Origin of the sequence: Pseudohongiella sp. (assembly GCF_011050365.1) — a bacterium.
In the GTDB taxonomy this organism is placed as follows: Bacteria; Pseudomonadota; Gammaproteobacteria; order Pseudomonadales; family Pseudohongiellaceae; genus Pseudohongiella.
Genome location: NZ_DRFV01000012.1, coordinates 141690 through 166897, shown reverse-complemented (window position 1 = coordinate 166897; position 25208 = coordinate 141690). Strand labels below are relative to the sequence as shown.

The following is a 25208-nucleotide window of genomic DNA, read 5'->3' as shown; positions in this document are numbered from 1 at the left end:
CGTGATTAAACAAAATTGGCCGGTTGATTGCAATGGTTTTCACAGACGAACTTGAGCATTGTCAAGTGAGCTGCGTCACAAAATCAGACACCGACTTCAGTGCCGCCGGCAGACCATCCGGGTCAGTACCCCCCGCCATCGCCATATCGGGGCGACCACCGCCCTTGCCGCCGACCTGCTGCGCCACCATGTTCACCACGTCACCGGCTTTGATTCTGCCGGTCAGGTCCTGGGTAACACCGGCCACCAGACTGACCTTGTCGCCCTCAACGCTGGCCAGAACCACCACTGCACTACCCAGCTTGTTCTTGAGCTGATCCACGGTATCACGCAGGGTTTTGCTGTTGAAACCGTCCAGTTGTTTGACCAGCAGCTTGATACCATTGATATCGATGGCATCGGATGCCATGTCACTGCCGGCGGCGCTGGCCAGCTTGCCCTTGAGTTGTGCGAGCTCCTTCTCCAGCGCACGGGTGCCGGCGACCAACTGCTGGACACGATCAAGCGCGCCGTCAGCGCCGGTTTTCAGCAATTCACAGATCTGCCGCAACACGGCTTCCTCGCGCTCAACATAGTTAAGTGCGCCCAGGCCGGTCACCGCTTCGACCCGGCGCACACCCGCCGCGATGCCGGACTCAGCCACCAGCTTGAACAGGCCAATATCACCGGTCCGCTGCACGTGTGTGCCGCCACACAATTCTGTGGAAAACTCACCCATGGTGACCACGCGCACCTGATCACCATACTTTTCACCAAACAAGGCCATGGCGCCTTTTTCCATGGCCTCGTCGATAGACATGACTTCCTTTTGTACAGCATGATTCTGCTGGATCTGGGCATTGACCAGCGTTTCTATGCGGCGCACTTCCTCTTCGCTCATCGGCGCATTATGCGAAAAATCAAAGCGCAGGCGTTCGGCGTTTACCAGCGACCCTTTCTGGGTGACATGATCCCCCAACACAGTACGCAGCGCTGCGTGCAGCAAATGTGTGGCTGAATGGTTAAGCATGATGGCGTGACGATTTTCTGCCTCAACACTGGCAGACAGACTGTCGCCGACCTTGATACTGCCCTGCTTCAGCACACCTTTGTGTAATACGTGCTCACCCTGCTTTTGAGTGTCGGACACCTCAAACAACGCAGATACCTTGGCGCCCTGACGGATCTCCAGCACACCGCGGTCACCCGCCTGCCCACCGGATTCACCGTAGAATGGGCTTGTATTCAACAATATCACGGCCTCAGCATTGCCAATAAGGGCGTTAACTGACTTTCCGTTCTGGTATACAGCCAACACATCGGCGTCCGCATGCAGCTTTTCGTATCCGACAAACTCAGTGCCTTCCGAACTGTCTATGCTCAGTTTATCCACGGCATTGAACTGACTGGCCGCGCGCGCCTGCTGTCGCTGTCCTTCCATGGCGCGCTCAAATCCGGCCATATCCAACGTCAGATCGTGCTCACGCGCAACATCGGCGGTGAGATCAACGGGAAAGCCATAAGTATCATACAAACGGAACACCGTCTCGCCGGGCAGCTCTTTGCCGGACAGTTGACTGATGGCCTGGTTCAGAATCTGCATGCCATTTTCCAGAGTGCGGGCGAACTGCTGCTCTTCCTCCTTCAACACCTTTTCAACGCGTGCCTGTTCTTTTTTCAGCGCCGGATAGGCGTCGCCCATTTCGCTGACCAGGGCCGCAACCAGGCGGTAGAAGAACACATCCTTGACGCCGAGCTGGTAGCCGTGACGCACGGCACGACGGATAATTCGTCGCAACACATAACCTCGCCCTTCATTGGATGGCGTCACACCATCGAGCACCAGGAAAGCACAGGAGCGGATGTGATCAGCAATCACGCGCAGCGACGTGTTGCCTGTGTCCTTGATGCCTGTAACGTCACCCGCTGCCTGCAACAGGTTTTGAAACAGATCAATTTCGTAGTTGCTATGCACGTGCTGCAGAACCGCCGCCAAACGTTCCAGGCCCATACCGGTATCAACCGACGGCTTGGGTAACGGAACCAGCTCACCACTGGGCTGACGATCGAACTGCATGAAAACCAGGTTCCAGATCTCGATGTAACGATCACCGTCCTCGTCCGGGCTACCCGGAGGGCCACCGGCGACATCAGGGCCGTGATCATAGAAGATTTCACTACAGGGACCACAGGGGCCGGTATCACCCATGGCCCAGAAATTGGAATCATCTCCTAGCCGGACCACGCGCGAGGCATCCACGCCCACGTCGTTGATCCAGATGGCGGCGGCTTCGTCATCGTCTTTGTAGACGGTGACCCAGAGTTTGTCTTTCGGCAAGCCCAGTTCCCGGGTCAGAAATTCCCAGGCGAAAGCGATGGCATCATCCTTGAAATAATCGCCAAAACTGAAGTTGCCCAACATCTCGAAGAACGTATGATGGCGCGCGGTATACCCGACGTTTTCCAGATCGTTGTGCTTGCCACCGGCCCGTACGCAACGCTGAGAGCTGACCGCTCGCGTATACGCCCTTTTGTCGGCACCCAGAAAACAGTCCTTGAACTGCACCATTCCCGCATTGGTAAACAGCAGGGTTGGATCATTTCCGGGCACCAGTGAGCTGCTGGCAATCACTTCATGGCCTTTGGACTTGAAGTAGTCAAGAAACGTCTGACGTATATCATTACTTTTCATCGGGTCTTCCGTTAACAAATTCATTGAGCAACAATGCCTGCCGCCAGAGCGGCCACATAGCCAGATATGGCGGCAGATTATACTCTTATAGTAGCTTAATTACAGAACCGTGTTATTCCTCGGTAATGTCAATTTTACCGTTACTGGACAACAGGATAGCAATGGGGCGCGTTCTGGGGAAATGCGATAAAACTATGGTGGTGATAATCAGAAACGGCACACACAGGAACATGCCGGCCACGCCCCAGATATAACCCCATAATGCCAGGTTAAACAGGATAACAACCGGGCTGAGGTTAAGCGAGGTGCCCATAAGACGTGGCTCAAGGATATTGCCGATACACACCTGCAGCGTGCCGATGGACACCAGTACGATCAGGGACAACGCAATGCCTTCATTTGACTGTGCCAACGCGATGGTCGCCGGAAAAATGGTGGCGATAATGGAGCCTACGGTGGGTATGAAATTCAGCAGAAAGATCAGCACCCCCCAAACCTCGGGAAAATCCACTCCCAGGGCGCGTAGTATCAGGTAGCTCAGAATACCCGTCAGCAGGCTGGTAAACATTTTTATACTGATGTATTTCTGCACATCCTTGCGCACGCGATTGATGATACGCCGCACACTGCGTTCCCGTGCCTCATTACCCACCAACGCAGACAACTTGGCGTTGAAATTCCCCTGTTCAAACAACAGAAAACCGACATAGATGATGATCAGCACACCATCGGCAGCCAGGCCGGTGAAAGTCAGAGCCGTGGTAGTAATCAATGCCGAAATATCAAGCCACTCGGTCACCATCTGCGCCATACCGCCGGCAGGCAAGCTATCGGCGAAGGGAAACGCCAACCAGTATGCACGCAGATTTGTTTCGTATACCCGGGCTACACTGCCCAGATCGTTAAGACTGCCGCTGATGAATTGTACGACCACCGTCACGGCAATGAGAAACATCAGGATGGAGGCAATAAAGCACAGGGGCCGCGGTATATGATATCCGCCAATTTGAAGGCGACCGAAACTGGCGGCCAATACATTGATCAGAAACCAGAATACGATGGCGATGACCAAGGGCAGAAGCAGGTTCTGCCCGACCACCAGCAAATAGACAGTCAGCGCCACCAGCGCGGCGCTCAGCGTAAAGTTCATTAACGGTCGTTGTTGCGGCTTGACGTTCATCCGGCACTCCCTGGCACAAAAAGACAAGCTTCAGGCTGACGATAGCCGCTACATCATAAGCTGGCAAATGCGTCCAGCACGATAGATGGCGTCAACAACTGTGGCAGAATGACCGGTTCTGCCGATGAATTGCCCGGATACAGGATATACAGCGGCACACTGGGTCGGTCGAACTCATCTAGGACCCGGCTGATTTCCGGATCCTGGTTGGTCCAGTCACCTTTCATGTAGGTAATGCCACTGTCACGCATGGCCTGCTGTACACGCTGCGTGTTCAGGGTGGTCTGCTCGTTAGCCAGACAGGTTATACACCACGCTGCTGTCATATTGACCAGTACCGGTATGCCGCTCTCGCGCAGTTCAGTCACGCGGGCTGAGGCAAACGGCTCAAATGACGCTTCGTAGTCTGCCCCGCTCATGTCCACACCTGAATCGGGATTGCCCAATCTGGGCTCCAGTAAGGGCATCCGCAACACCGACAAGGCTACCACGATCATCACCAGACTCACCACGGTGTTGGCACGGCGCCAGCCATCACCTGCATTGCTGCTTTTCTGTAATAACCACAACGCAAGAGCCAGCAACAACGCTGCTGACGCCACCGCTACCATTCCGTTGACACCGACTTGTACACCCAACACCCACAACAACCACAGAGCTGCCGCATACATCGGGAAGGCCATGAATTCCTTGAACGTAACCATCCATGGGCCCGGCTTAGGCATGTGTTTCATCAGCGCCGGGCTGAAAGCCAGTGCCAGGAATGGGAGTGCCATACCCAGCCCAAGGAAGGCAAATACGATCATTGCCACCACCCAGGACTGAGCTAACGCGAATCCCAGAGCCGCGCCCATGAACGGCGCTGTACAGGGGCTGGCAACCACGGTCGCCAGCACACCAGTGAAGAACGACGATTTGTATCCTTTGGAGGTGGTCAGGCTGGTGCCCACGCCCATCAGACGTGTGCCGAATTCATAAACACCGGACAGACTCAGGCCCATGACAAAGAACAGGAATACCAGCAACGCCACGAACCAGGGTGACTGCAGTTGAAATGCCCAGCCCACGGCTTCGCCGCCGGCCCGCAGCACCAACAGTACCGATGCCAGCGCCATGAACGTCAGCACAATACCGGCGGTATATGCCAGACCATGCATTTTTTTCTGTCCGCTGCTGGCAGTACCCTTGGCAGTCAGGTTAAGTACCTTGATCGACAATACCGGGAATACACATGGCATCAGGTTCAGAATCAAACCCCCCAGTATGGCAAACACGATGATGGTCAGCAGGCTGCGTTCAGCACCGGCCAGATTGCCGGGTCCGGCCTGCTCGCTAGCCACCGCCGCAATCGCAGCGAGCCCGTCAGGGCTGGCCAGATCGGCAGTGATCTCGTAACCCCGAACCTGGCCATCAGCATTCTGAACGGCCAGCAGGCCATTGATTTGTTCCAGGTCGGTCAGCATGCGGCGCGGCTGTGCATGGGTTATTTGCGCCACGCCGGGCAATAAAGTCACATCGCGCAGCGGACCCGGATCCAGAATTCTGCGCTGCTCCGGGAAAAACCAGACCTCTTCGGCATCAGCAAATGCCTGTGTATTGGAGGTAAATGAAAAACTCACGCGTTCGCCGGCCATGGCAAACAGGCCTTCAATGGTGTGATCATCAGTGGGCAAGGTGGCGCGGGTAGCGGCAAACATGTCGGCCCATTGGGGATCAGGGCGCAGCGCGTCCTGCGTGACCGGCAGGGACAGACTGATTTCTGCATCTTCAATCAGACAGATCAGATCGCACACCTGCCACTCGACATGCGCCGTCATAGAGAATTCGTCGCCGCTAAAATCGGCTGGCACCTCTATCGGCACCATCAACAGCACTTCTTTTTTATACGAAAAAGTAACCAGGTCGCTGCCGGGGAATGGCAGCCAGGTCGGAACCGGCCATTGAATATCGCCAGCCTGCGCACCCTCTGGCAGGCGCCAGCTGTGAATAAAGGTGGCATCACCGCTGTCACCCGGCCATTTGGAATAGGTATGCCAGCCTTCAGTGGGATCCAGACGGATCGCTGTCCACAGGGTCTGGCCCGGTACCGCGTTCTGAGATTCGGCTATCAGTTCGACATCGATCTCGTCGCCCTTGTACACACCATTCACATACTGGGGTGCGTCACTGCTATCAAAGTCACCTTCCTGTGCCATGGCAGAGGTTGCTGTCAGCGCTGGCAAGGCCACCACAAATACCCATAGCAAAGCCAGGAACGGGGACAATATCCGCCGTGTCTCCGGGCCTGACAGACTCCTTAGCCGCTGAAACGTGTACACCATGTGAACTCTCCGAACGGGTGATTATTTTTTTAGCATTATCAATTTGTTGTTGCCCGATTGTAGCGCCTTGTGGGCGCAATTGTCAGTACTGATTGTGATAAAAGGTAACATTGCCCGCCACTGCCAGCACTTGCTTACAAATGGACTAGCCGGGGCGGCAAGCCACACTAGCCCAATGATAACCGGACAAAAAATAGCAACACACCGATGAATACGGCGGTAAACAACAAGCCGCCCACAATAAAGGGGAAGGGGCTTGATGAAGTAAAATCGCCTTCGCGCCGACGGCGAGACTGCACACCGAATGCTGCGCCGACAATGCTCTGCAGGACTTGCCAGAAACTGACGGTAGCACCTGACTCTTTGATTCGCATCACGTCGCTCTCCTCAGCTCAGGAAATATCCCACCAGACAACCCTTGGCGTCCGGGATCTCGTTCATGTTAACGGTGCCGCCTGCCATAACGGTCTCAAGCGCGTCGCGCAGATAATGATTGCTGGTACGTGTGCGCTGCGTTTCGTAACCCAGCGCATCATTGATCGGGCCGCGGAAATGGATCTTATTGGTACGCGGATCAACGATGAAAACTTCTGCGGTGCGCTCAACACCCATGGAGCGAGCAACGGACTGGTCGGCGTCTTTGAGGATGGGAAAACCAATGTTGAACTCTTCGGCTTCCTGCGCAATGCGTGGAATGTCATCCTGAACAAACGAGTTGAGCATCAGAAACTCGATATTGCGATCAGAGTAATCCTGCTCAATTTCAAGATAAGTGGGCACCGATAGCCGCGCAATAGGGCAGCCCGTGCCGTGAATATAGATTACCACGAAGTCCCGCTCGGCATAGTCTTCCAGGCTGTGGCGGATTCCGTGCTGATCTTCGAGCTCAAAGTCCTTTACGTTTTTGAGAAAGTCCTCGGCGTGTCCCAAGGTGGACCAGCCCAACAGTAGCGCAATCGTCATAACTGAGCATTTTCTTAATACGGCTCTCATGAGCAAATCCTCTGTTTGTTTTCGGATAAACCAGCTTGTGCCGGCCCCTATTAATGAAACTGATAAAGAAACTGACAGCAACATCGTAACTGGCGCGAGAAAAACAAAACAGATGCAGATACGAGAAAAAAAACCAGATCAGATGCAATGAGCAATACGGCTCAGTTCTTTAATCGCGGGTACCAACGCGGCTTCGGCAGGTGCCCCGTAGTTCAGCCGAATACAATTGCCAAAAGCACGTTTGGCGGAAAAGATGGGGCCGGGTGCAATACTGATATTCTGCGCCAACGCCCGCTTCAGGAATTCCAGTGAGTCCGTGCCCGTTGGCAGCTCAAGCCACAGAAAATAACCACCCTCCGGCCGGGAGACCCGGGTGGTATCAGGGAAATATTGGTCGATTGCGACCCGCATGACATTCTGCCGCACTTCCAGCTGGTGGCGCAGCTTTCGCAAATGGCGATCGAAGCCACCAAACTGCAAATAGTCGGCGATGGCAATCTGCGCCGGGGTTGACGCCGACAGTGTTGTCATCAACCTCAAGCGTTCTACCTGCCGGGCATAACGCCCTGCCGCAACCCAACCCACGCGGTAGCCCGGTGCCAGGTTTTTAGAGAACGAACCGCAATGCATCACATAACCGTCAGTATCAAAAGCCTTGGCAGGCCTGGGTTGCTCGCTGCCAAAATACAATTCACTGTAAACGTCATCCTCAATCAGTGGCACCTGGTTTTTTGTCAGAATCTCGACCAGTGCACTCTTCTTCTCGTCGGGCATACTTGCACCGGTGGGATTCTGAAAACTGGTCATGAACCAGCAGGCTTTGATGGGATGTCTGGCAAGCGCTTCCTGCAAGACCTGCAGATCTGCACCACCGTCCGGATCAACGGGTATCTCGACTGCTTTGAGATTAAGCCGCTCAAGTGCTTGCAGGCTGGCATAAAATGCCGGGGACTCCACCGCAACGTAATCACCGGGCCCGGTTACCGCCTGAAGGCAAAGGTTCAGCGCTTCCAGAGCGCCACTGGTGACCACCAGTTCATCAAAGTCCACGTGCGTGCGGGCAATGGAATAACGTTGTGCAATCTGCCGACGCAGATCCAGGCTGCCGGCCGGTAAGTGGGCCACCGTGGCATCAGGATCCATTTGCCGGGTGGCCTTGGTCAGGGATTTGCTGAGTCGCTGCATCGGGAACAGGGCCGGGCTGGGAAACGCCGACCCCAGGGGGACAATACCCGGATCACGAACCGAACCCAGCACGGTGAATACCAGCTCTGATACGTCCACCACAGTGGAGGCGACAGACCCTGACGGGCGCTGCACGGAAGGCAGGGACTGGCGAGGCTGGCTACAGACAAAATACCCTGATCGCGGTCGTGAACGAATCAATCCACGATTCTCCAGCAGGTAATAGGCCTGGTAAACCGTGGCAGCGCTCACGCCGTAGGTCCGGCTGGCGTGTCGCACGGAAGGTACACGCTCCCCCGGCACCAGCACGCCACTTTTAATCATTTCGGCAATGTCGTGCGCGAGCTGCTCGTAGCGTTTCATACTGACCTCGCAATCGGGTATCTCATGGGCCTAGAGCGCAGCCAGGTGTTCCACCATAAGCTGCACCTGTTGCTGACCGCGGTATTCATTGATATCCAGCCGATAGGCCAGGCGCAACCGCTGGCAGGAGGCATCAGGCCACAGCGCAGTATCGATATTGAAGGCGATGGCATCAATCACTGTACGGCCGTCGTCGGGTGAGACCACCAGCTTGAGATGGTTGGTACCGACCAGGCGTTGGCTGACCACCAGGAATTCACCGTCAAACAGGGGCTCGGGGAACGCCTGGCCCCAGGGGCCGGCATCACGCAATAGCTGGGCGGTACCCATACACAGATCATCGGCAGCCAGGTCGCCGTCGCTGAGCAGTTTCTGTTGCAATGCTGCCTTATCCAGCAACGCAGCAGCCCCGTTTTCCAGGGCCTGACGGAAGTCATCAAGCTGATCGCGCGGCAGACTGAGCCCGGCAGCCATGGCGTGCCCGCCAAAACGGGTAATCATGCCCGGATTGCGCGTCGCAATGGTGTCCAACAGGTCGCGGATATGTAGACCGGGGATGGAGCGCGCCGAGCCTTTGAGCTCTGCTTCCCCGTTTTCGGCGCTGTCGGCACTGGCGAATACGATCACCGGTCGGTGGAATGTTTCCTTGATGCGCGATGCCAGGATCCCCACTACGCCCTGATGCCAATCACCATTGTATAGGCACAGAGCAGCGGGCATGTCCGCAGAGCTTTGCGCCTGCAACTCCGCCTGCATCAGTGTCAGCGAGGCCATTGCCTGCTCACGCATGTCACCTTCAATGCGTTTGCGTTCGTTGTTGATCCGGTCCAGCTCACTGGCAATGCTGGCAGCGGTATTGGCATCGTCACACAGCAGGCAGTCGATGCCGCGCGCCATATCCTGTAGCCTGCCAGCGGCGTTGAGTCGCGGACCCACCGCAAACCCGAGGTCTGAGGCGACCAGATTGTGACGTGGGCGTTTAGCCTGCTCCAGGATGGCAAGAATGCCGGCACAGGCACGCCCTGCCCTGATACGGCGCAAACCCTCGTTTACCAGGATACGATTGTTTTTATCCAGCGGCACCAAATCGGCAACAGTGCCAAGTGCCACCAGATCCAGCAGGTCTGCCAGATTGGGCTCCGGGGTGCCGGCTTTCGAAAACCACTGCTTGTCACGCAGAAACGCGCGCAGCGCGAGCATCAGGTAGAACACCACTCCCACGCCGGCGAGCGCTTTACTGGCGAAGTTGCAGCCGTGCTGATTCGGGTTGAGGATGGCATTGGCGTCCGGCAGTTCATCGCCAGGCAGGTGATGATCGGTAACCAGTACCTTGATACCGGCCGCCCGCACCAGGGCTATGCCTTCGTGACTGGAGATGCCGTTATCGACGGTGATGATGAGATCGGGTTTGCGGGCAACCGCCAGCTCGGCAATTTCAGGACTCAGCCCGTAACCGTAAATAAAGCGGTCCGGTACGATGTAATCCAGGCTGTGAAAACCCATCTGACGCAGTGCGCGCAACACCAACGCACAGCTGGTGGCACCATCGGCGTCGAAATCCGAAATAATGAGGATGCGGCCTTGCTGCTGGCCCTGCCCCTGCAAAACATCCCACAGCAGCGCGGTAGCGGCCGGCATGTCTTTCATGGAATCGGGCGACAACAGCGCCGACAGTTCCAGCTTCAATTGCGCCGGATCAGTGATGTTGCGCGCCGCGTAGATGCGTTCCAGCAGAGGCGGCAGCGTGCCGTGCAAGGCTGTCTGAGCGCTGACCTGCCTGCGCTCTATCAGCATAAACGTTGCTGCATGAACTCCGTGATGGCATGGATGTCATTGTCCAGCACGTCGTAGCGTTCCTCACGTTCCATCAGGTCCTGCAGATGCTCGGGTAATGTCGGGTATTCCAGCCCGGCTTTTTCCACGGCATCGGCAAACTTCACCGGATGCGCCGTGGCCAGGGTTATCATCGGCACACTGCGCTCCTTGTTGCAGACCCGGGCGGCGTGCACACCAATGGCAGTATGGGGATCAATCAGGAACTCAGAGTCCTTGTACACCTGCGCAATGACCTTGCAGGTGGTGTCGTCATCCACGCTCAGGCTGCTGAACAGTTCGCGGGCGCGCTGCCACTGTTCTGGGTTCAGTTTTTGCGGTGTATTGCCCAGGCCAGTAACGAAAGCAGTAACTGCGTCGGCATCGCGATCAAACAGGTCAAAGAGATAGCGCTCGAAGTTGCTCGACACCATGATATCCATACTGGGTGACAGGGTGTGCTCCAGCGTGCCCAGAGAATATTCGTTATCGCTGAGCAACCGGTGCAGGATGTCGTTGCGGTTGGTGGCGATAATCAGCTGATTGATCGGCAGCCCCATCGAGCGTGCCAGGTAGCCTGCGTAGATATCACCAAAGTTACCCGTTGGCACTGAAAACGAAACCGGCCGCAAGGGGCCACCCAGATTCAGCGATGCGTAAAAATAGTAGACAATCTGCGCCATGATTCTGGCCCAGTTGATGGAGTTGACCGCGACCAGCTGACGGTCTGCAGGCAGGAAAGACTGATCGCCAAAAGCCGCTTTGACGATACGCTGACAATCATCAAAATTTCCGCGCACGGCAATATTGTGGACGTTGTCACCCGGAACGGTGGTCATCTGACGACGTTGCACATCCGACACCCGCTGATAGGGGTGCAGAATGAACAGGTCGATATTGTCGCAATGCCGACAGCCTTCCAGCGCGGCCGAACCGGTATCACCCGAGGTCGCACCCAACACCGCCACTTTCTTGTTGTCGCGGGTTAGCACGTAGTCCAGTAAACGCCCGAGCAGCTGTAAGGCAAAATCCTTGAACGCCAACGTTGGCCCGCAATACAGCTCCAGCACCCACTCGTTGGCATCCAGTTGACGCAACGGCGCCACCGCTTTATGGGTGAAACTCTGATAACTTTCGCTGAGGATACGCTGCAGCACATCGTCGGGAATCTCGCCGTCAATGAACGGCTTGATAACGTTGAAGGCCAACTGGTCGTATGGCAGGCCGGCCCAGGACGCGATCTCAGCCGCCGAAAACTGCGGCAGTGATTCGGGCACATATAACCCGCCATCTGGCGCCAACCCTGTTAACAGCACCTGTTCGAAATTGCAGGCCGGTGACTTGCCGCGTGTACTGATGTATTTCATCGCCCGACCTCAACCATTCTCGCCGTCAAACTGTTCCACGCGAATACGCATGATTTCTCCGGCAACTTCATCCAGACCTTCGATCACCGCAATTGCCACATCCATCGTTGCCTCATTGATCCGGCTGGTCAGCAACACAATGGGCACGATACCTTTTTCAATGTCCTCGCCATGCGGCTCTTTTTGAATGACTGCCTCAATATTGATGCCGTAGTTGGTCAATACCTGGGAGATTTTGGCAAACACACCCACACGGTCCCGCGCAGAGATCCGCAGATAATATTCTGATTCGATTTCGGTGATATCAAGAATCTTGAGGTCGTTGCGCAACGCCATAAATGCCAGCGGCGGAATACTGGCACCCTGTGCCACGTCGCGGCCAGCCCGGGCAATATCGATAATGTCGGCTACCACAGATGAAGCAGTTGCCTCGGCGCCGGCACCGGCACCATAGTACAGGGTGCTGCCCGACGAATCGCCCTTGACCACCACCGCATTCATCACGCCGTTAACGTTGGCGATCAGTACCTGTTCGGAAATCAGTGTCGGGTGCACACGCAACTCAATGCCCAGTTCAGTGATACGGGTAATGCCCAGGTGCTTGATGCGATAACCCAACTCTTCGGCGTAGGCAATATCGGCAGTCGTGATATGGCTGATGCCTTCGGTATAGACACGTTCAAATTGCAGAGCAATACCAAAGGCATTGGAAGCCAGAATGGCCAGTTTGTGCGCGGCATCGATGCCTTCAACGTCGAAGGTGGGATCAGCTTCAGCGTAACCCAGTTGCTGCGCTTCCTTGAGCACTTCAGGAAAGTCACGGCTGTTCTCGCCCATTTCAGTCAGAATGTAGTTGCTGGTGCCGTTGATGATACCCGCCAGCCATTGGATAGAGTTGGCAGCCAGACCTTCGCGCAGTGCCTTGATGATCGGGATGCCACCGGCCACCGCACTTTCGTACGACACGGCGACGCCTTTTTTGCGCGCCGCCTCGAAGATGGTGTTGCCGTGCACAGCTATCAGCGCCTTATTGGCTGTCACTACATCTTTCCCATTCTCGATGGCCAGTAGCACCAATTCCAGCGCGGGCTCATATCCGCCGATCAACTCAACCAGGATGTCGACGTCAGGGTCATTGGCAACATCAAATACATTGGTGCTGACGCGAATGCCACTTTTGGCCAGCTCGGGTGCAGGATGCCGGGTCGCCACATGGACAATAGTCAGGTCCATACCCACCCGTCGGGTGATTTCCGCTTTTTTGCTGTTCAACAGACTGTAGGTGCCGCCACCGACGGTACCCAGTCCACATATTCCTATCCGCAATACCTGCTTTTTACTGTCCTGACTCACATTTGCCTCACACTAGCTGTACTCCGCCCACAATAATGAACGGCGAATTATTATTGATTCTATTGATTCGGGTTGCCCGGCTTTATTGTCCCAATACTGTCGCTGTCAGCCGTTCTGCGTCCATATAACCGGGGATCAATGTGCCATCAGGCAATACAATCGCTGGGGTTCCGGTAATACCGATGCGATTGCCCAGGCTATGATGATTCAGCACCGGATTCTCGCAGTCTCGTTCGGGCAAATTCTGGCCATTCTTCGCCTGCGTAAGGGCACGGTTACGATCGGAAGAACACCAAACGGAGATCATCTTCGGGTAGGCCGTCGACTCCAGCCCTCCGCGTGGATAGGCCAGATAGCGCACCCGAATGCCATTGGCGTTGATTGTCTCGACATCGTGATGCAGGCGACGGCAGTAGGTGCAGTCGACATCAGTGAACACGCTGATGGTGGCTTTGGTTTCGCCTTCAGGCTCAAAGATCACCATCTGATCTTCGGGCACACCGGCAAGCAGATCACGCACCTGCCCTTTACGCGTTTCAGCAGTCAGGTTGACCAGGCCCTCAGGCCGGGTCATATACATCTCGCCGGCGATCATGAAGCGGCCGCTTTTATCGCTGAACAGAATCTCGCCGGAGCTGAGAATAACCTCAACCACATTGGCCATCGGGGTTTCGCGCATGCTCTCGACCCGCAACTGACCCTGGGATGCCGCGCCCAGACTGGTATTGATGGTCTCGCGCAGACTGGTTTCCCAATCCTCGGTTTGCGCCTGCGCCCCAATCGCAACGGCCATACCGACAATAACAGCAAATTGCGACAGCAGTCGCCGGGCTGAATTCATGTACATACCTAAATCACTCCGTAATACGGTTACTTTGGCCGTGCCAGCCTGACTTTATCATGACCGGTCATGGACAAGAAACTTCCGCTCCGGCATTTCCTGCACCGAGTCGGTCAAAATCGCAGATTGCAGCCAAATAGCGTGGCCAGCGAGGCAAAAAAAAAGGGGCGCTAAGCTCCCCTTTTTTTGACCTGCTCTGCAATCGTCGGCCCGGCCGGCCTGAAACAGACCGGGCGGGCACAAAATCAGCTGACTTTTTTGTCCAGCTTCTCGGCGATACGGGCAGAACGACCTGAACGCTCACGCAGGTAGTACAGTTTGGCCTGACGTACGTCACCACGACGCTTCAGAGTCACGCTGTCGATCAGCGGGCTGTAGGTCTGGAAGGTACGCTCAACACCCACACCGTGAGAAATCTTGCGAACAGTGAAAGCAGAGTTCAGACCACGGTTGCGAACACCGATAACCACACCTTCGTAGGCCTGCAGACGCTCACGATCGCCTTCTTTGATCTTGACCTGAACAACAACGGTATCACCCGGTGAAAACGCCGGAATCTCCTTGCTCATCTGTTCTTTTTCAATCATCTCGATAATTTTGCTGTTGCTCATTGCCGTACTCCCGGTTATTGATACCCCTCAAGCCTTCGTCTGCTCCGCCCTGGGCGGCCATTCAGTTAGCTGAGGTACCGTATTCACTAATAAATTCGTTTAACAAAGCCTGCTGTTCCCGAGTGAGCTGTTGTTGCTCAATCATGTCCGGCCGCTTTAGCCATGTCCTGCCCAGTCGCTGCTTTAACTGCCAGCGCCTGATGTGTTCGTGGTTACCACCCACCAGTACTTCCGGTACCGGCAGCCCCGCAAAATCCTGCGGCCGCGTATAGCGCGGGCAATCCAGCAAACTTGTTCCATTCAAACCCGATGCGTCATCTTCCAGCGGCGCAAATGAATCCAGTCCGGCTGAATCCTCATGCCCCAGCGCACCGGGTTGATACCGGATGATCGCATCCAGCATCACCATGGCGGGTAACTCTCCGCCACTGAGAACATAGTCACCTACCGACCATTCCTCATCAATCTCGGTCTGTAGCACGCGCTCATCGATACCCTGATAACGCCCGCACACCAGTACCAGGTTAGTGCGCGCCGCCAGCATGGTGACACCGGCCTGATCCAGTCTGCGCCCTTGCGGGGACAGATAAATCACTGTGGGCGCTGCAGATTGCCAGACTTTTGCCTGATCGATCGCGGCACACAGGGGGCCGGTTTTCATCAACATGCCGGCACCGCCACCAAAAGGCTTGTCATCCACCGTCCGATGCCGGTCTGTCGTAAAATCGCGAGGATTGTGACACGACACCTGCATCAGGCCGTTGCGACAGGCCCGGCCAGTAACGCCATACTGCGTTACTGTCGAAAACATTTCCGGAAACAGCGTGACAATGCCAACCTGCATGTGCGCGTCTCCGTGCAAAATCCTTAAATGAGGTAATCCGGCTCCCAATCGACCACGATCCGATCGGCTGCCATGTCTACCTCAATCACCACCCGATCCGGCAGCCATGGAATCAGGCGCTGATTGTCATCAACGCTGTCCGTGTCTGGCACAACGACCATAACATCATTGGCACCGGTCTCGAACAGGCTCTCTACCCGGCCCAGATTAATGCCGGCACGATTAAGTACCTGCAAACCGACCAGTTGATGCCAGTAATAGTCATCCTTGCCCAGTTCCGGGAGCGCATCGGACGACACACTCAACTCCAGACCGGTCAGTTCGCGCACCGCTTCGGGTGTATCAAACCCGACAAAATGGGCAACCAAGCCCTTACCTTGCGGCTTACCGGCATCCAGTTCCAGCTCGATTTCAGCGCCGTCCCGCATCGCGAAAAAACGCTGGTAGCTGAAAATGTTGTCTCTGGGCTGAGTAAACGATACCAGCTTCACCCAGCCCTTTACGCCGTAGGGCGATGCAACACGACCCAGCCGGATGCGTGACTTGTTCAAGGAGATAGCCTCTTGAACCTGTTGATCAGGCCTCAGTGCTGGCAGCCTGGGCTGCTTCACTGATCAGCTTGGCAACGCGCTCGCTAGGCTGTGCGCCCTGGCCAGACCAGTAACCGATACGATCCAGATCAATGCGCAGACGCTCTTCAGCCCCACGAGCCAGCGGGTTGAAGAACCCTACGCGCTCAATGAAACGGCCGTCACGTGCGTTGCGTGAATCGGTAACCGTGATGTGGTAAAAAGGCTTTTTCTTGGCGCCGCCGCGAGCCAGTCGGATTGTGACCATAGACTACTTTCCTAATGTTAGCTTCGTACGAAAACAGAGTATTCCCGACACAGTGCCGGAAAAAGTGCGGTATTCTAAGCGAAATGGTGGCTTGTGGGAAGGAATGTTTGCAGGTTTTTTACTGATTTACCGACTATTCTGCGCATTTCTTTCCCCCGATGTACGGATAGCCCGCAGGTTACCGGCGGGCCAGCGTAGCACCCGCAGCCCGCGCGGCCAGTCAGAATCGCGGCGGACCACCGGCGCCGGGGAATCCACCCTGCCCCCCCATACCGCCCAGGCCACGCATCATATTGGCCATACCGCCACCTTTCATCTTCTTCATCATCTTCTGCATCTGCTTATGCTGTTTCATCAGACGATTCAAATCCTGAATTTGCGTGCCTGAACCCTGACAGATGCGTCGTTTGCGCGAGCCGTTAAGCATATCCGGGTTACGTCGTTCGCGGGGTGTCATGGAGTTGATAATGGCTTCCATACGCCCGAACTGGCCGTCATTCACCTTGGCTGCGGCGCCGGGCGGCAGCGCCCCCATACCCGGCATCTTGTCCATGATGCTGGCCATGCCACCCATACTCTTCATCTGCTGCAGCTGCTCGCGGAAATCCTCCAGATCAAAGCCCTTGCCCTTCTGGAACTTGCCCGCGAGCTTGGCCGCCTTGTCCTTGTCGACCTTGCGCTCAGCCTCTTCGATCAGCGACAGCAGGTCGCCCATGCCGAGAATACGCGAGGCAATACGATCAGGGTAGAAAGGCTCCAGGGCATCTGTCTTTTCGCCCATACCCATGAATTTGATGGGCTTGCCGGTAATTTGCCGCACTGACAACGCAGCACCGCCACGCGCATCACCATCAGCCTTGGTCAATACTACACCGGTCAGCGGTAACGCCTCATTGAAGGCACGGGCAGTATTCGCCGCATCCTGACCAGTCATGGCATCAACCACGAACAGGGTTTCAATCGGATTCAACAGGCGATGCAGATCACCGATCTCGGTCATCATCTCCGCATCAACGGCCAGACGACCTGCGGTATCCACCAGCAACACATCAACAAACGCCTTGCGAGCCTCTTTGACTGCCGCCTGCACAATATCCTGTGGTTTCTGAGACACATCCGAGGCGAAAAACCTGACCCCGACTTCACCGGCCAGTGTTTCCAGCTGTTTTATGGCGGCCGGACGGTAGACGTCGGCACTGACAACCATGACTGATTTCTTTTTTGAGTCTTTGAGCCAGCGCGCCAGCTTGGCTACCGTGGTGGTTTTACCCGCCCCCTGCAGACCGGCCATCAATACCACCGCCGGTGGCTGCGCATTGAGATTCAGCTCTTCATTGGCCGATCCCATGACCGCTTCCAGCTCGGCCTGCACGATCTTGATGAACGCCTGCCCGGGGCTCAGGCTTTGTGAGACCTCCTGACCAACCGCACGCAATTTGACGCGCTCGATGAAGTCCTTGACCACGGGCAGCGCAACATCAGCCTCCAGCAAGGCACGACGCACCTCGCGCAGGGCTTCTTCAATATTGTTTTCGGTCAGCGTGGCTTTGCCGCTAATCTTGCGGAGTGCGCCGGAAAGCCGTTCGGTTAAGCTGTCAAACATCTGTGATATGCCTCTGCTTGGTCACGGCCTGCTGATCAACAAACCGGTTGGCAACTGTAAAGCCCTCTATTATCACCCTGATGGCGAACACCTACAATAGCCAGCGCGCCGCCGGAAAAAACACTTCAACGCATGCACCAGTTGTGCGACACTTTGCGCGTTGAAGCACACCACTTGGAACCACACAGAGATCTCATGCCAATAACGACGCTGTCAGGACTTGTTGCCGTCGCGCTGTACCTTATCAGCCTCACGCTCCAGGGACAGGCGATCAAAGCCAGATCCGCGCGCACCAAAACCCAGGGGAAAGTGCTGATAACCGGTCTGGCCGCAGTGCTCGCCCATGGTATCAGCGCCTGGTCGCTGATCGCGCGCACTGATGGTTATCATTTTGGTGTCACCGAAATCAGCACCCTGATTTTTGCTGTCATCGCGCTGTTTGCCATCATCAGCAGCGCCCGACGCCCTCTGGGCAACCTCATTATTGGTGTGTTTCCGTTTGCCGCACTGGTCATCGTCCTGTCCCTGATCATTGACAGCAATTACCCGGCACAGCCCATTGATGCTGGCATCGCCAGCCATATCCTGCTCTCTATCGTGGCCTATAGCCTGTTCACGCTGGCGGCCGTACAGGCCGCATTTCTGGCTTTTCAGAACTACCAGCTGCGTCATAAACATGCAGCCAGTGTCATCAAACGCTTTCCTCCCTTGCAGGACATGGAGCGATTGCTGTTCGAGCTGATCTGGGTCGCGCAAGGATTACTGAGCCTGGGCATCATCGCCGGCTTCGTGTTTGTTGAAGACCTGGGCGCCCAGGGCCTGCCCCACAAAATGTTCTTCTCGGTGCTGGCATGGATAGTCTTTGCTGTATTGCTTTGGGGCCGCCATCAACTGGGCTGGCGCGGCAACACCGCCATCCGCGGCACGCTGGCTGGTTTCATTTGCCTGCTACTGGGCTTTTACGGTTCCAAATTTGTGCTGGAGTTTATCCTGTAAACAGACAGGTACATGCACCAGGCTAGCCCGATATCACCCACAATCAAATCAAGGAGGTCACCGTCCTGATGGACGCTGAATCGTCACCTGTCCCGTTTCTCACCGGACTCTTAGTTTTTCTGGTCATCGCATCGGCCTATTTCTCCAGCTCGGAAACGAGCATGATGAGCCTCAACCGCTACCGCCTTAAACACCGGGTTCGCCAAAAGCATGCCGGCGCGCTGCGCGTCAGCAAATTGCTGGAGGCGCCGGACAAATTGTTGGGCGTTATCCTGATTGGCAATAACTTCGTTAATCTGTTGTCTGCGTCCATTGCAACCACAATAGCCATTCAGGTCTTCGGCAATCCCGAGACGGTGTTGACCACCGTTGTGCTGACTCTGGTCATCCTCATCTTTGCCGAGATCACGCCCAAGACCATAGCCGCGCTGCACCCGGAACGCATCGCTTATCCGTCCAGCCTGCTACTGGTGGTGTTGCTGAAGCTTCTGTACCCATTGGTGTGGATGGCCAACCGGGTTTCGCATGTGTTGATCCGGACGCTTGGCATCAAACCGGAAGCATCTGCGGACCACCAGCTGTCCCCGGAGGAGCTGCGCACTGTCGTACATGAGTCCGCACAACTGATTCCGGAACAGGGCCAGGGTATGCTGCTGAACATTCTGGATCTGGAAAAAGTGACAGTAAACGATATTCTGGTGCCCCGCAGTGAAATTATTGGCATTGATATCGACGATGAGGTTTCGGAGATTCTCGACGCCATCAGCAACAGCCAGCATACACGCATGCCGATTTATCAAAAGGAGATAGATAATATCGTCGGCGTTCTGCATATGCGCAGCCTGGGCAAATTTCTGCGCAGCAGTGACATAGAGCGTGAGGATTTTTTAAGGGAGGCTGATGCACCCTACTTTATTCCGGAGAGCACGCCGCTGCACACACAGTTGTTCAATTTCCAGTCCGGCAGAAAGCGCCTGGCTTTTGTGGTTGATGAATACGGCGTCATCAAGGGAATCGTTACCCTGGAAGATATTCTGGAAGAAATTGTTGGCGAATTCACCACCGACATGGCTGATAACAGCCGTGATATTCATCCGCAAGCCGATGGCAGCTTCCTGATTGACGGCACCGCGACCCTGCGCGATATCAATCGCACACTGGACTGGGATCTGGAAGCAGAAAATGCCAAAACGCTGAATGGCCTGCTGGTTGAAGCACTGGAGTCGATCCCCGAGTCAGCGACCGGTATTCAGGTTGGCAATTACTATGTAGAAATCATCCAGGTGAAAGACAACCTGATCAAGACGGTACGCATGTGGCGTGCGCAAGAACTCGTGGAAACTGAAGATACCGACGACTGATCAGGTGCTGCCGGTGAATTCCGGCCTGCACGCAACAACATGTAACCGATCGGGCCACAGCAATTGTCGCACACACAACCGGGGCGCGCCCGGATCGGTCTGACTACGCAATGCCAGCGCGATACGCAAGCCCGCCAGCGTGGTCGACCACAGTCGCCAGTGCTGATGCGGAGGCGCCTCGTGAGGCGCCGGGTAGAACATTAACCCGTCATCAAACGCAAACTCAAAATCCCGCAGTGCCCGGGCCAGCCCCTGACCATTGGCCTTGACGCAGGCCTCTTTCAGCGTCCAGAGTCGCAGAAAACGCTCGCGCTGCTGTAAGGCAGGCAATAATCGCAACGCCTGATACTCTGCGGGCGAAAAAAACCGTTGTGCCAGTGCCATGCAATCAAGCTCGCGATCCAGCGCTTCGATATCCACGCCGGGCTCTCCCTGCGCCGCAAATGCCAACACCAGCATATCGTCGGTATGGGAAAGATTGAATACCGGGGCCACCACCGGTCCCGACACGTCCGGACGACCTTCAGCGCTGCGTCCCAGCTGCCACTGACCCGGCTCAACATCGGGGCAATAGGCTGACAACAAACGTCTGGTGACGGCCCGGGTAAGCAGAAACATGGCTCTGCCTTTGGGCAGGCGTCGACTATTCAGGCGCACCCGTTCAGCATCACTCAACCAGGCACCGGCAAGCTGTTCAACGGCCGCCATATCCGTGACAGCCGGCACCAGCCAAAGATCAATTTGCGAAGCAGGCAAATCAAGTGCAGTCAACGGTTCGGAGTCAGCAGACACCGGTTCAGACAACGATGTCATTACACATCATCCCGGTCGCTGTCATCCGGGCCCGCCAGACGACTGATTTCGTCAAGAGCTTTCTGTATCTGGGTAACGTCATTCAGCAACACCAGATAACCCATGACCTTATGGTTGTTACCGCGTATTGGCATACTGGTGACATCATAGTGGCGCTCATTGTCGAGCGCTGTCAGCCGCCCCTGCCAGCCGCTTTCAATGACAGACACATCAACTCCCTTGAAGTACCTTAACAACACATCGGCAACGGTCAGCCCTGCCAGGTCGGCCAGCGCTTCACCCGTCATGTCTACAAACGCCGGGTTTACATCAGAGATCTGGTGTTTCTCGTTCGCCACCACAACGGCAATATTGATCTGATCAAACACCCGGTCGCGTGCAACGGGTGTCAGCGACAGGAAGTGATACTGGTGCGTGGCAACAGTGACCAGAATGGCACTGACCACAAAAAACAGGGATGTCGGATCAAAACCGCCGGCCAGATCGATGCCGGCGACATACATCATATTGGGCACCACCGGCATCAGCGCGGCAATGCCAATCAACAGTGACTGTCCCCGGTAAACCTGAGGTTGTTTTATGCTGGCATTGAGTAACAGCAACGAACCGGCCATGGTAAACAGATGCGCGCAAAGCAAGTGCAACCAGAACCCGACACCATATTCCGGGTCCAGAACGAGGTAACCATCACGTTCCAGTAACACCGCACCGGTATACAGGAGCTGATGATGATCGAGCGTCATCACCAGGGCTATCGAGCTGAACGGCACTACCAGCAATATGACCACCAGACGCTTACCAAGCCAACGCCCGTAGCCGGAAAAGCAGATGGCAAACAGCAGCCATGACGTGGTGGCGCTGATAACACCCAGGTAGACCACGCGCTGAAAGCCGACCTGCCAGGCCAGTGTGGTGCCCGCATTGGCCACCAGCTCACCGAAGGTCCACAGACCAAAGCTGGCCATCACCGCCACCCACAGCTTGCCGCTGCGCGTGTGCGCCTGCCCCAGACTGAACACGGCCAGGGCACACGCCATCAGACAGGCAACCAGGTAGAGATAATTGATGGGCGGAAATTGGTATTCCATGGCGTTAATACTCAGGCAACAAACGGTACAGCGGATCAGGACAACAAATCGTATTTACGCAGATAACCTCGCAACTGGTGATAACTGAGATTCAGGTGCGTCGCCGTCTTGCGTTGATTAAACTGGCAATGCTCAAGCGCCTTACGCAGCAAATCGGTTTCGTAATCCTGTATGTGCTGGCGAAAATCCAGTGTCTGGCCATCCCAGTTGACGCTGGCCTTGTCGATGACGGCACCACCATTAGCCGGATTCTCGTCCGGCACCAACTCTGATGATGCCGACTCCGCCACCTCGCGCACCGGCGATACTGACGGTCGATAAGGCGAATCGAAGGGATTGAATACCAGCCGGTTCACGGTTTTATTGGGATGCTGGTACACCGCCCGCTCAATGACATTTTTCAGCTCACGGATATTGCCAGGCCAGCTATAACCAAGCAGTTGTCGCTGCACCGATTCGGAAAAGCCGGCAAAAAATTCCTCGCCCATCTCTTTCACCATGCTGATGGCAAAATGTTCGGCCAGCACCAGAATATCCTCCGTACGCACCCGTAGCGGCGGCAGTGTCACCACATCAAATGCAAGCCTGTCGATCAGGTCTTCACGGAACCTGCCGGCCCGACCCAGCGCGGGCAGATCTTCATTGGTAGCAGCGACCAGGCGCACATCCACCGTCAATGTCTGATTGCCACCCAGGCGCTCAAACTCTCCATACTCGATGACCCGAAGAATTTTCTCCTGCACCGGCATGGCAGTATTGGCCAGCTCATCGAGGAACAGCGTGCCGCCGTCGGCGCGCTCGAACAGACCTTTGCGTTGCCCGGTCGCGCCGGTAAAGGCGCCCGCCTCGTGGCCGAACAGTTGCGCCTCCAGCAAGGCATCACTGAGTGCTGCACAATTAATTTTGAGGAAATTCTGTTGCCAGCGTGCTGACAGGTAATGCAGGCGTGACGCGATAAGCTCCTTACCGGTGCCGCGCTCACCCACGATCAGCACAGGTTTGTTGAGCGGTGCCACCCGGGATACATGCTCCTGCATCTCAAGAAAACAGGCAGACTCCCCGATCATGCGGGGCGGCGACACATCAGACGACATAACAGTTCTCTCGGCAAGGCCCTAAACCAACATGTCGCGAAAAATACCACTTATTAACTCAAACAACCAAGCGCCATAAGTCACGAAAATTGAAGTAAAATTTTATATCTATTATTTTCAGTGTCTTAGGGCGGAAAAGGGATCTTGGCACAGTTCCTGCTCAATCTGCTTGGACCCAATCCATCAACGCCAATTTTTGAGGTAATAAACATGGGTATCTTCTCACGATTAAGCGACATCATTAACTCCAACATCAGCGCCATTCTCGACAAGGCCGAAGATCCGGAAAAAATGATTCGTATGATGATACAGGAAATGGAGGAGACACTGGTTGAAGTTCGCAGCAGCACCGCCAAGGTGATTGCCGAGAAAAAAACCGTTAACCGCCGCATTGAACAACTGGGCCGCCAGGCTACCGACTGGGAAGAAAAAGCGGAGCTGGCGCTGAAGAAAGAGCGCGAAGACCTGGCGCGTGCCGCGTTGATTGAAAAATCCAGCGTACTGACCACAATTCAGATGCTGGAAGACGAGCTGGCCAAGCTGGATCAGACTGTGGACAAGCTCAGCCATGAGATCGAGCAGCTGCAGGCCAAGCTGACCGATGCCCGGGCTCGCCAGAAAACACTGCTGATGCGAACCACGGCAGCGCAGTCACGCGTCGACGTCAATCAGAAGTTGCATAGCTACAGTATTGACAACGCAATGAACAAATTTGAATACTACGAGCGCAAGATCGACCAGATGGAAGGTCAGGTAGACAGCCTGAACATCAAACAGCGCGGCCTCCAGGATGAATTCGAGGAACTGGCCAATCAGGAAAAGATCGACCAGGAACTGGAAAGCATCAAAGCCAAACTCAACAAATAACCAAAGGACAAGACCCATGGAATTCTTCGAATTTATCATCGCGCTGGTCGCCGTAGGCGGCACATTCGTGACGATCTGGGTTGCCTTGTTGTACCGGCGCAAGGAGAAAAAACTGCCTGCGGCGGAACAGGCTTATAACTTGAGTCAACTTAGCGCGCTGGCCAATAGCATGAATCAACGGATTGATACGCTTGAGTCGATTCTGGACGCCGAAGTGCCTGGCTGGAGGGAGCATCATGAGCAACAACACTGAAAGCGACACTGCTTACCGCAACACCCGGGCACCGTTGACGCTGGACCGGGAAAACCGGAAGGTACTGGGTGTCTGTGGCGGCTTCGCGCGCTATCTCGAAGTGCCCTCGGCACTGGTCAGGGTGATTTACTGTGTTGCCTGCCTGGCTTCACCGTTCCTGATCATCGTCTATTTTGTCATGTACTGGCTGCTCGATGACGAAGAGCGTCCGGCGCGGATCAAGGCAGCGATGGGTGGCAAAGCGAAAACGGCTGGTTTTGTTGACAAAAGCACCAGACAGGCAGCAGCCGGAGCAGATCCGGTCACCCCGGATGTCGAGGCCGAGCCAGAAACTGAGACCGAAGCGCAGACTCCACGCTTTGACCTGAAAAAGCCGTTATACCGCAGTCGCAGCAACGCCCGTATCGCCGGCGTCTGCGCCGGTGTCGCGGACTACCTGGGCATCAGCACGTTTCTGGTCAGATTGGTTACCTTTCTGTCGCTGTTTATCGTAGGCGCCGTAACATTGTGGGGTTACATCATTTTCTGGATCGTACTTGACAAGGAACCGAAAGGTCGTAAAGTATCAGGACGACGCGGACGTCGAAACAGCGGCGAACAGGCACAGACCACCGACGAAGAAACCGATAACGGTCTGGATATCGAAACATGCCACAACGCCCTGCGCGCCGCCGAAAGGAAATTGCAAGACGTAGAGGCGTTCATTACATCCAAGCAGTTCAGGTTGCATTGTGAAATTAACAGGATTTAACCGC

The 25208-nt window shown here is 55.5% G+C and carries 23 protein-coding genes; 5 read left to right on the top strand and 18 right to left on the bottom strand.

Annotated elements, in window-relative coordinates:
* Window positions 1-61: 61 nt before the first annotated feature.
* The 15 genes from alaS to ffh all read right to left on the bottom strand — a co-directional run bounded on the left by alaS (window position 62) and on the right by ffh (window position 17981).
* The gene (alaS, locus tag ENH71_RS11075; RefSeq protein ID WP_294131847.1) at window positions 62-2671 is read right to left on the bottom strand and encodes an alanine--tRNA ligase; all 2610 of its coding nucleotides are present in this window, start codon (window positions 2669-2671) and stop codon (window positions 62-64) included.
* A gap of 112 nt (window positions 2672-2783) precedes the next feature.
* On the bottom strand, window positions 2784-3851 hold the full coding sequence (locus tag ENH71_RS11070; protein ID WP_294131845.1) for an AI-2E family transporter: 1068 nt from the start codon (window positions 3849-3851) through the stop codon (window positions 2784-2786).
* A gap of 53 nt (window positions 3852-3904) precedes the next feature.
* Window positions 3905-6115, bottom strand: coding sequence for a protein-disulfide reductase DsbD family protein (locus ENH71_RS11065; protein ID WP_294131841.1), 2211 nt, complete (start codon window positions 6113-6115; stop codon window positions 3905-3907).
* 224 nt (window positions 6116-6339) lie between these two features.
* The gene (locus ENH71_RS11060) at window positions 6340-6546 is read right to left on the bottom strand and encodes a DUF2970 domain-containing protein (RefSeq protein WP_294131875.1); all 207 of its coding nucleotides are present in this window, start codon (window positions 6544-6546) and stop codon (window positions 6340-6342) included.
* A gap of 13 nt (window positions 6547-6559) precedes the next feature.
* Complete coding sequence (locus ENH71_RS11055) at window positions 6560-7135, bottom strand: redoxin domain-containing protein (RefSeq protein WP_294131839.1); 576 nt, start codon at window positions 7133-7135, stop codon at window positions 6560-6562.
* A gap of 168 nt (window positions 7136-7303) precedes the next feature.
* Window positions 7304-8713 carry an aminotransferase-like domain-containing protein gene (locus ENH71_RS11050; protein WP_294131837.1) on the bottom strand — a complete coding sequence of 470 codons (1410 nt, stop codon included), beginning with the start codon at window positions 8711-8713 and terminating at the stop codon, window positions 7304-7306.
* Between the two features lie 30 nt (window positions 8714-8743).
* Complete coding sequence (gene recJ / locus ENH71_RS11045) at window positions 8744-10507, bottom strand: single-stranded-DNA-specific exonuclease RecJ (protein WP_294131835.1); 1764 nt, start codon at window positions 10505-10507, stop codon at window positions 8744-8746.
* Window positions 10501-11892, bottom strand: coding sequence for a threonine synthase (thrC, locus tag ENH71_RS11040; protein ID WP_294131833.1), 1392 nt, complete (start codon window positions 11890-11892; stop codon window positions 10501-10503). The genes recJ and thrC overlap by 7 nt, the downstream gene beginning before the upstream one ends.
* 9 nt (window positions 11893-11901) lie before the next feature.
* Window positions 11902-13218, bottom strand: coding sequence for a homoserine dehydrogenase (locus ENH71_RS11035; RefSeq protein ID WP_414704690.1), 1317 nt, complete (start codon window positions 13216-13218; stop codon window positions 11902-11904).
* 109 nt (window positions 13219-13327) lie between these two features.
* Entirely contained in the window at window positions 13328-14092 is a 765-nt protein-coding gene (locus tag ENH71_RS11030; RefSeq protein WP_294131829.1) for a DsbC family protein, read from the bottom strand.
* A 239-nt stretch (window positions 14093-14331) separates the two neighbouring features.
* A complete protein-coding gene (gene rplS, locus ENH71_RS11025; protein WP_294131824.1) occupies window positions 14332-14697 on the bottom strand; it encodes a 50S ribosomal protein L19 in 366 nt (121 codons plus the stop codon).
* A 61-nt stretch (window positions 14698-14758) separates the two neighbouring features.
* A complete protein-coding gene (trmD, locus tag ENH71_RS11020; protein WP_294131823.1) occupies window positions 14759-15541 on the bottom strand; it encodes a tRNA (guanosine(37)-N1)-methyltransferase TrmD in 783 nt (260 codons plus the stop codon).
* 23 nt (window positions 15542-15564) lie between these two features.
* Window positions 15565-16092 carry a ribosome maturation factor RimM gene (rimM, locus tag ENH71_RS11015; protein WP_294131820.1) on the bottom strand — a complete coding sequence of 176 codons (528 nt, stop codon included), beginning with the start codon at window positions 16090-16092 and terminating at the stop codon, window positions 15565-15567.
* 25 nt (window positions 16093-16117) lie between these two features.
* Window positions 16118-16378 carry a 30S ribosomal protein S16 gene (gene rpsP, locus ENH71_RS11010; protein WP_294131817.1) on the bottom strand — a complete coding sequence of 87 codons (261 nt, stop codon included), beginning with the start codon at window positions 16376-16378 and terminating at the stop codon, window positions 16118-16120.
* A 220-nt stretch (window positions 16379-16598) separates the two neighbouring features.
* The gene (gene ffh / locus ENH71_RS11005) at window positions 16599-17981 is read right to left on the bottom strand and encodes a signal recognition particle protein (RefSeq protein WP_294131810.1); all 1383 of its coding nucleotides are present in this window, start codon (window positions 17979-17981) and stop codon (window positions 16599-16601) included.
* 195 nt (window positions 17982-18176) lie between these two features.
* Here ffh and ENH71_RS11000 point away from each other — a divergent pair, with 195 nt between their 5' ends.
* The gene (locus ENH71_RS11000; protein ID WP_294131807.1) at window positions 18177-18977 is read left to right on the top strand and encodes a cytochrome C assembly family protein; all 801 of its coding nucleotides are present in this window, start codon (window positions 18177-18179) and stop codon (window positions 18975-18977) included.
* Window positions 18978-19045: 68 nt separating this feature from the next.
* Entirely contained in the window at window positions 19046-20338 is a 1293-nt protein-coding gene (locus ENH71_RS10995; RefSeq protein WP_294131806.1) for an HlyC/CorC family transporter, read from the top strand.
* Here the strand turns inward: ENH71_RS10995 and ENH71_RS10990 are convergent, their stop codons facing one another.
* The 3 genes from ENH71_RS10990 to pspF are packed head-to-tail and all read right to left on the bottom strand — an operon-like array spanning window position 20339 to window position 23333.
* Complete coding sequence (locus tag ENH71_RS10990) at window positions 20339-21151, bottom strand: 4'-phosphopantetheinyl transferase family protein (RefSeq protein WP_294131803.1); 813 nt, start codon at window positions 21149-21151, stop codon at window positions 20339-20341.
* A complete protein-coding gene (locus ENH71_RS10985; RefSeq protein WP_294131801.1) occupies window positions 21151-22239 on the bottom strand; it encodes a histidine kinase N-terminal 7TM domain-containing protein in 1089 nt (362 codons plus the stop codon). The genes ENH71_RS10990 and ENH71_RS10985 overlap by 1 nt, the downstream gene beginning before the upstream one ends.
* A 35-nt stretch (window positions 22240-22274) precedes the next feature.
* Entirely contained in the window at window positions 22275-23333 is a 1059-nt protein-coding gene (gene pspF / locus ENH71_RS10980; RefSeq protein WP_294131799.1) for a phage shock protein operon transcriptional activator, read from the bottom strand.
* A 144-nt stretch (window positions 23334-23477) separates the two neighbouring features.
* Between pspF and pspA the strand changes: the two genes are divergently transcribed.
* Genes pspA through ENH71_RS10965 form a run of 3 tightly spaced genes read left to right on the top strand, consistent with a single transcriptional unit; the run spans window position 23478 to window position 25204 of the window.
* Entirely contained in the window at window positions 23478-24200 is a 723-nt protein-coding gene (gene pspA / locus ENH71_RS10975; protein WP_317622746.1) for a phage shock protein PspA, read from the top strand.
* Window positions 24201-24216: 16 nt separating this feature from the next.
* Window positions 24217-24453, top strand: a complete 237-nt coding sequence (gene pspB / locus ENH71_RS10970) for an envelope stress response membrane protein PspB (RefSeq protein ID WP_294131795.1) — start codon at window positions 24217-24219, stop codon at window positions 24451-24453.
* Window positions 24437-25204, top strand: a complete 768-nt coding sequence (locus ENH71_RS10965; protein ID WP_294131793.1) for a PspC domain-containing protein — start codon at window positions 24437-24439, stop codon at window positions 25202-25204. The genes pspB and ENH71_RS10965 overlap by 17 nt, the downstream gene beginning before the upstream one ends.
* Window positions 25205-25208 lie beyond the last annotated feature (4 nt).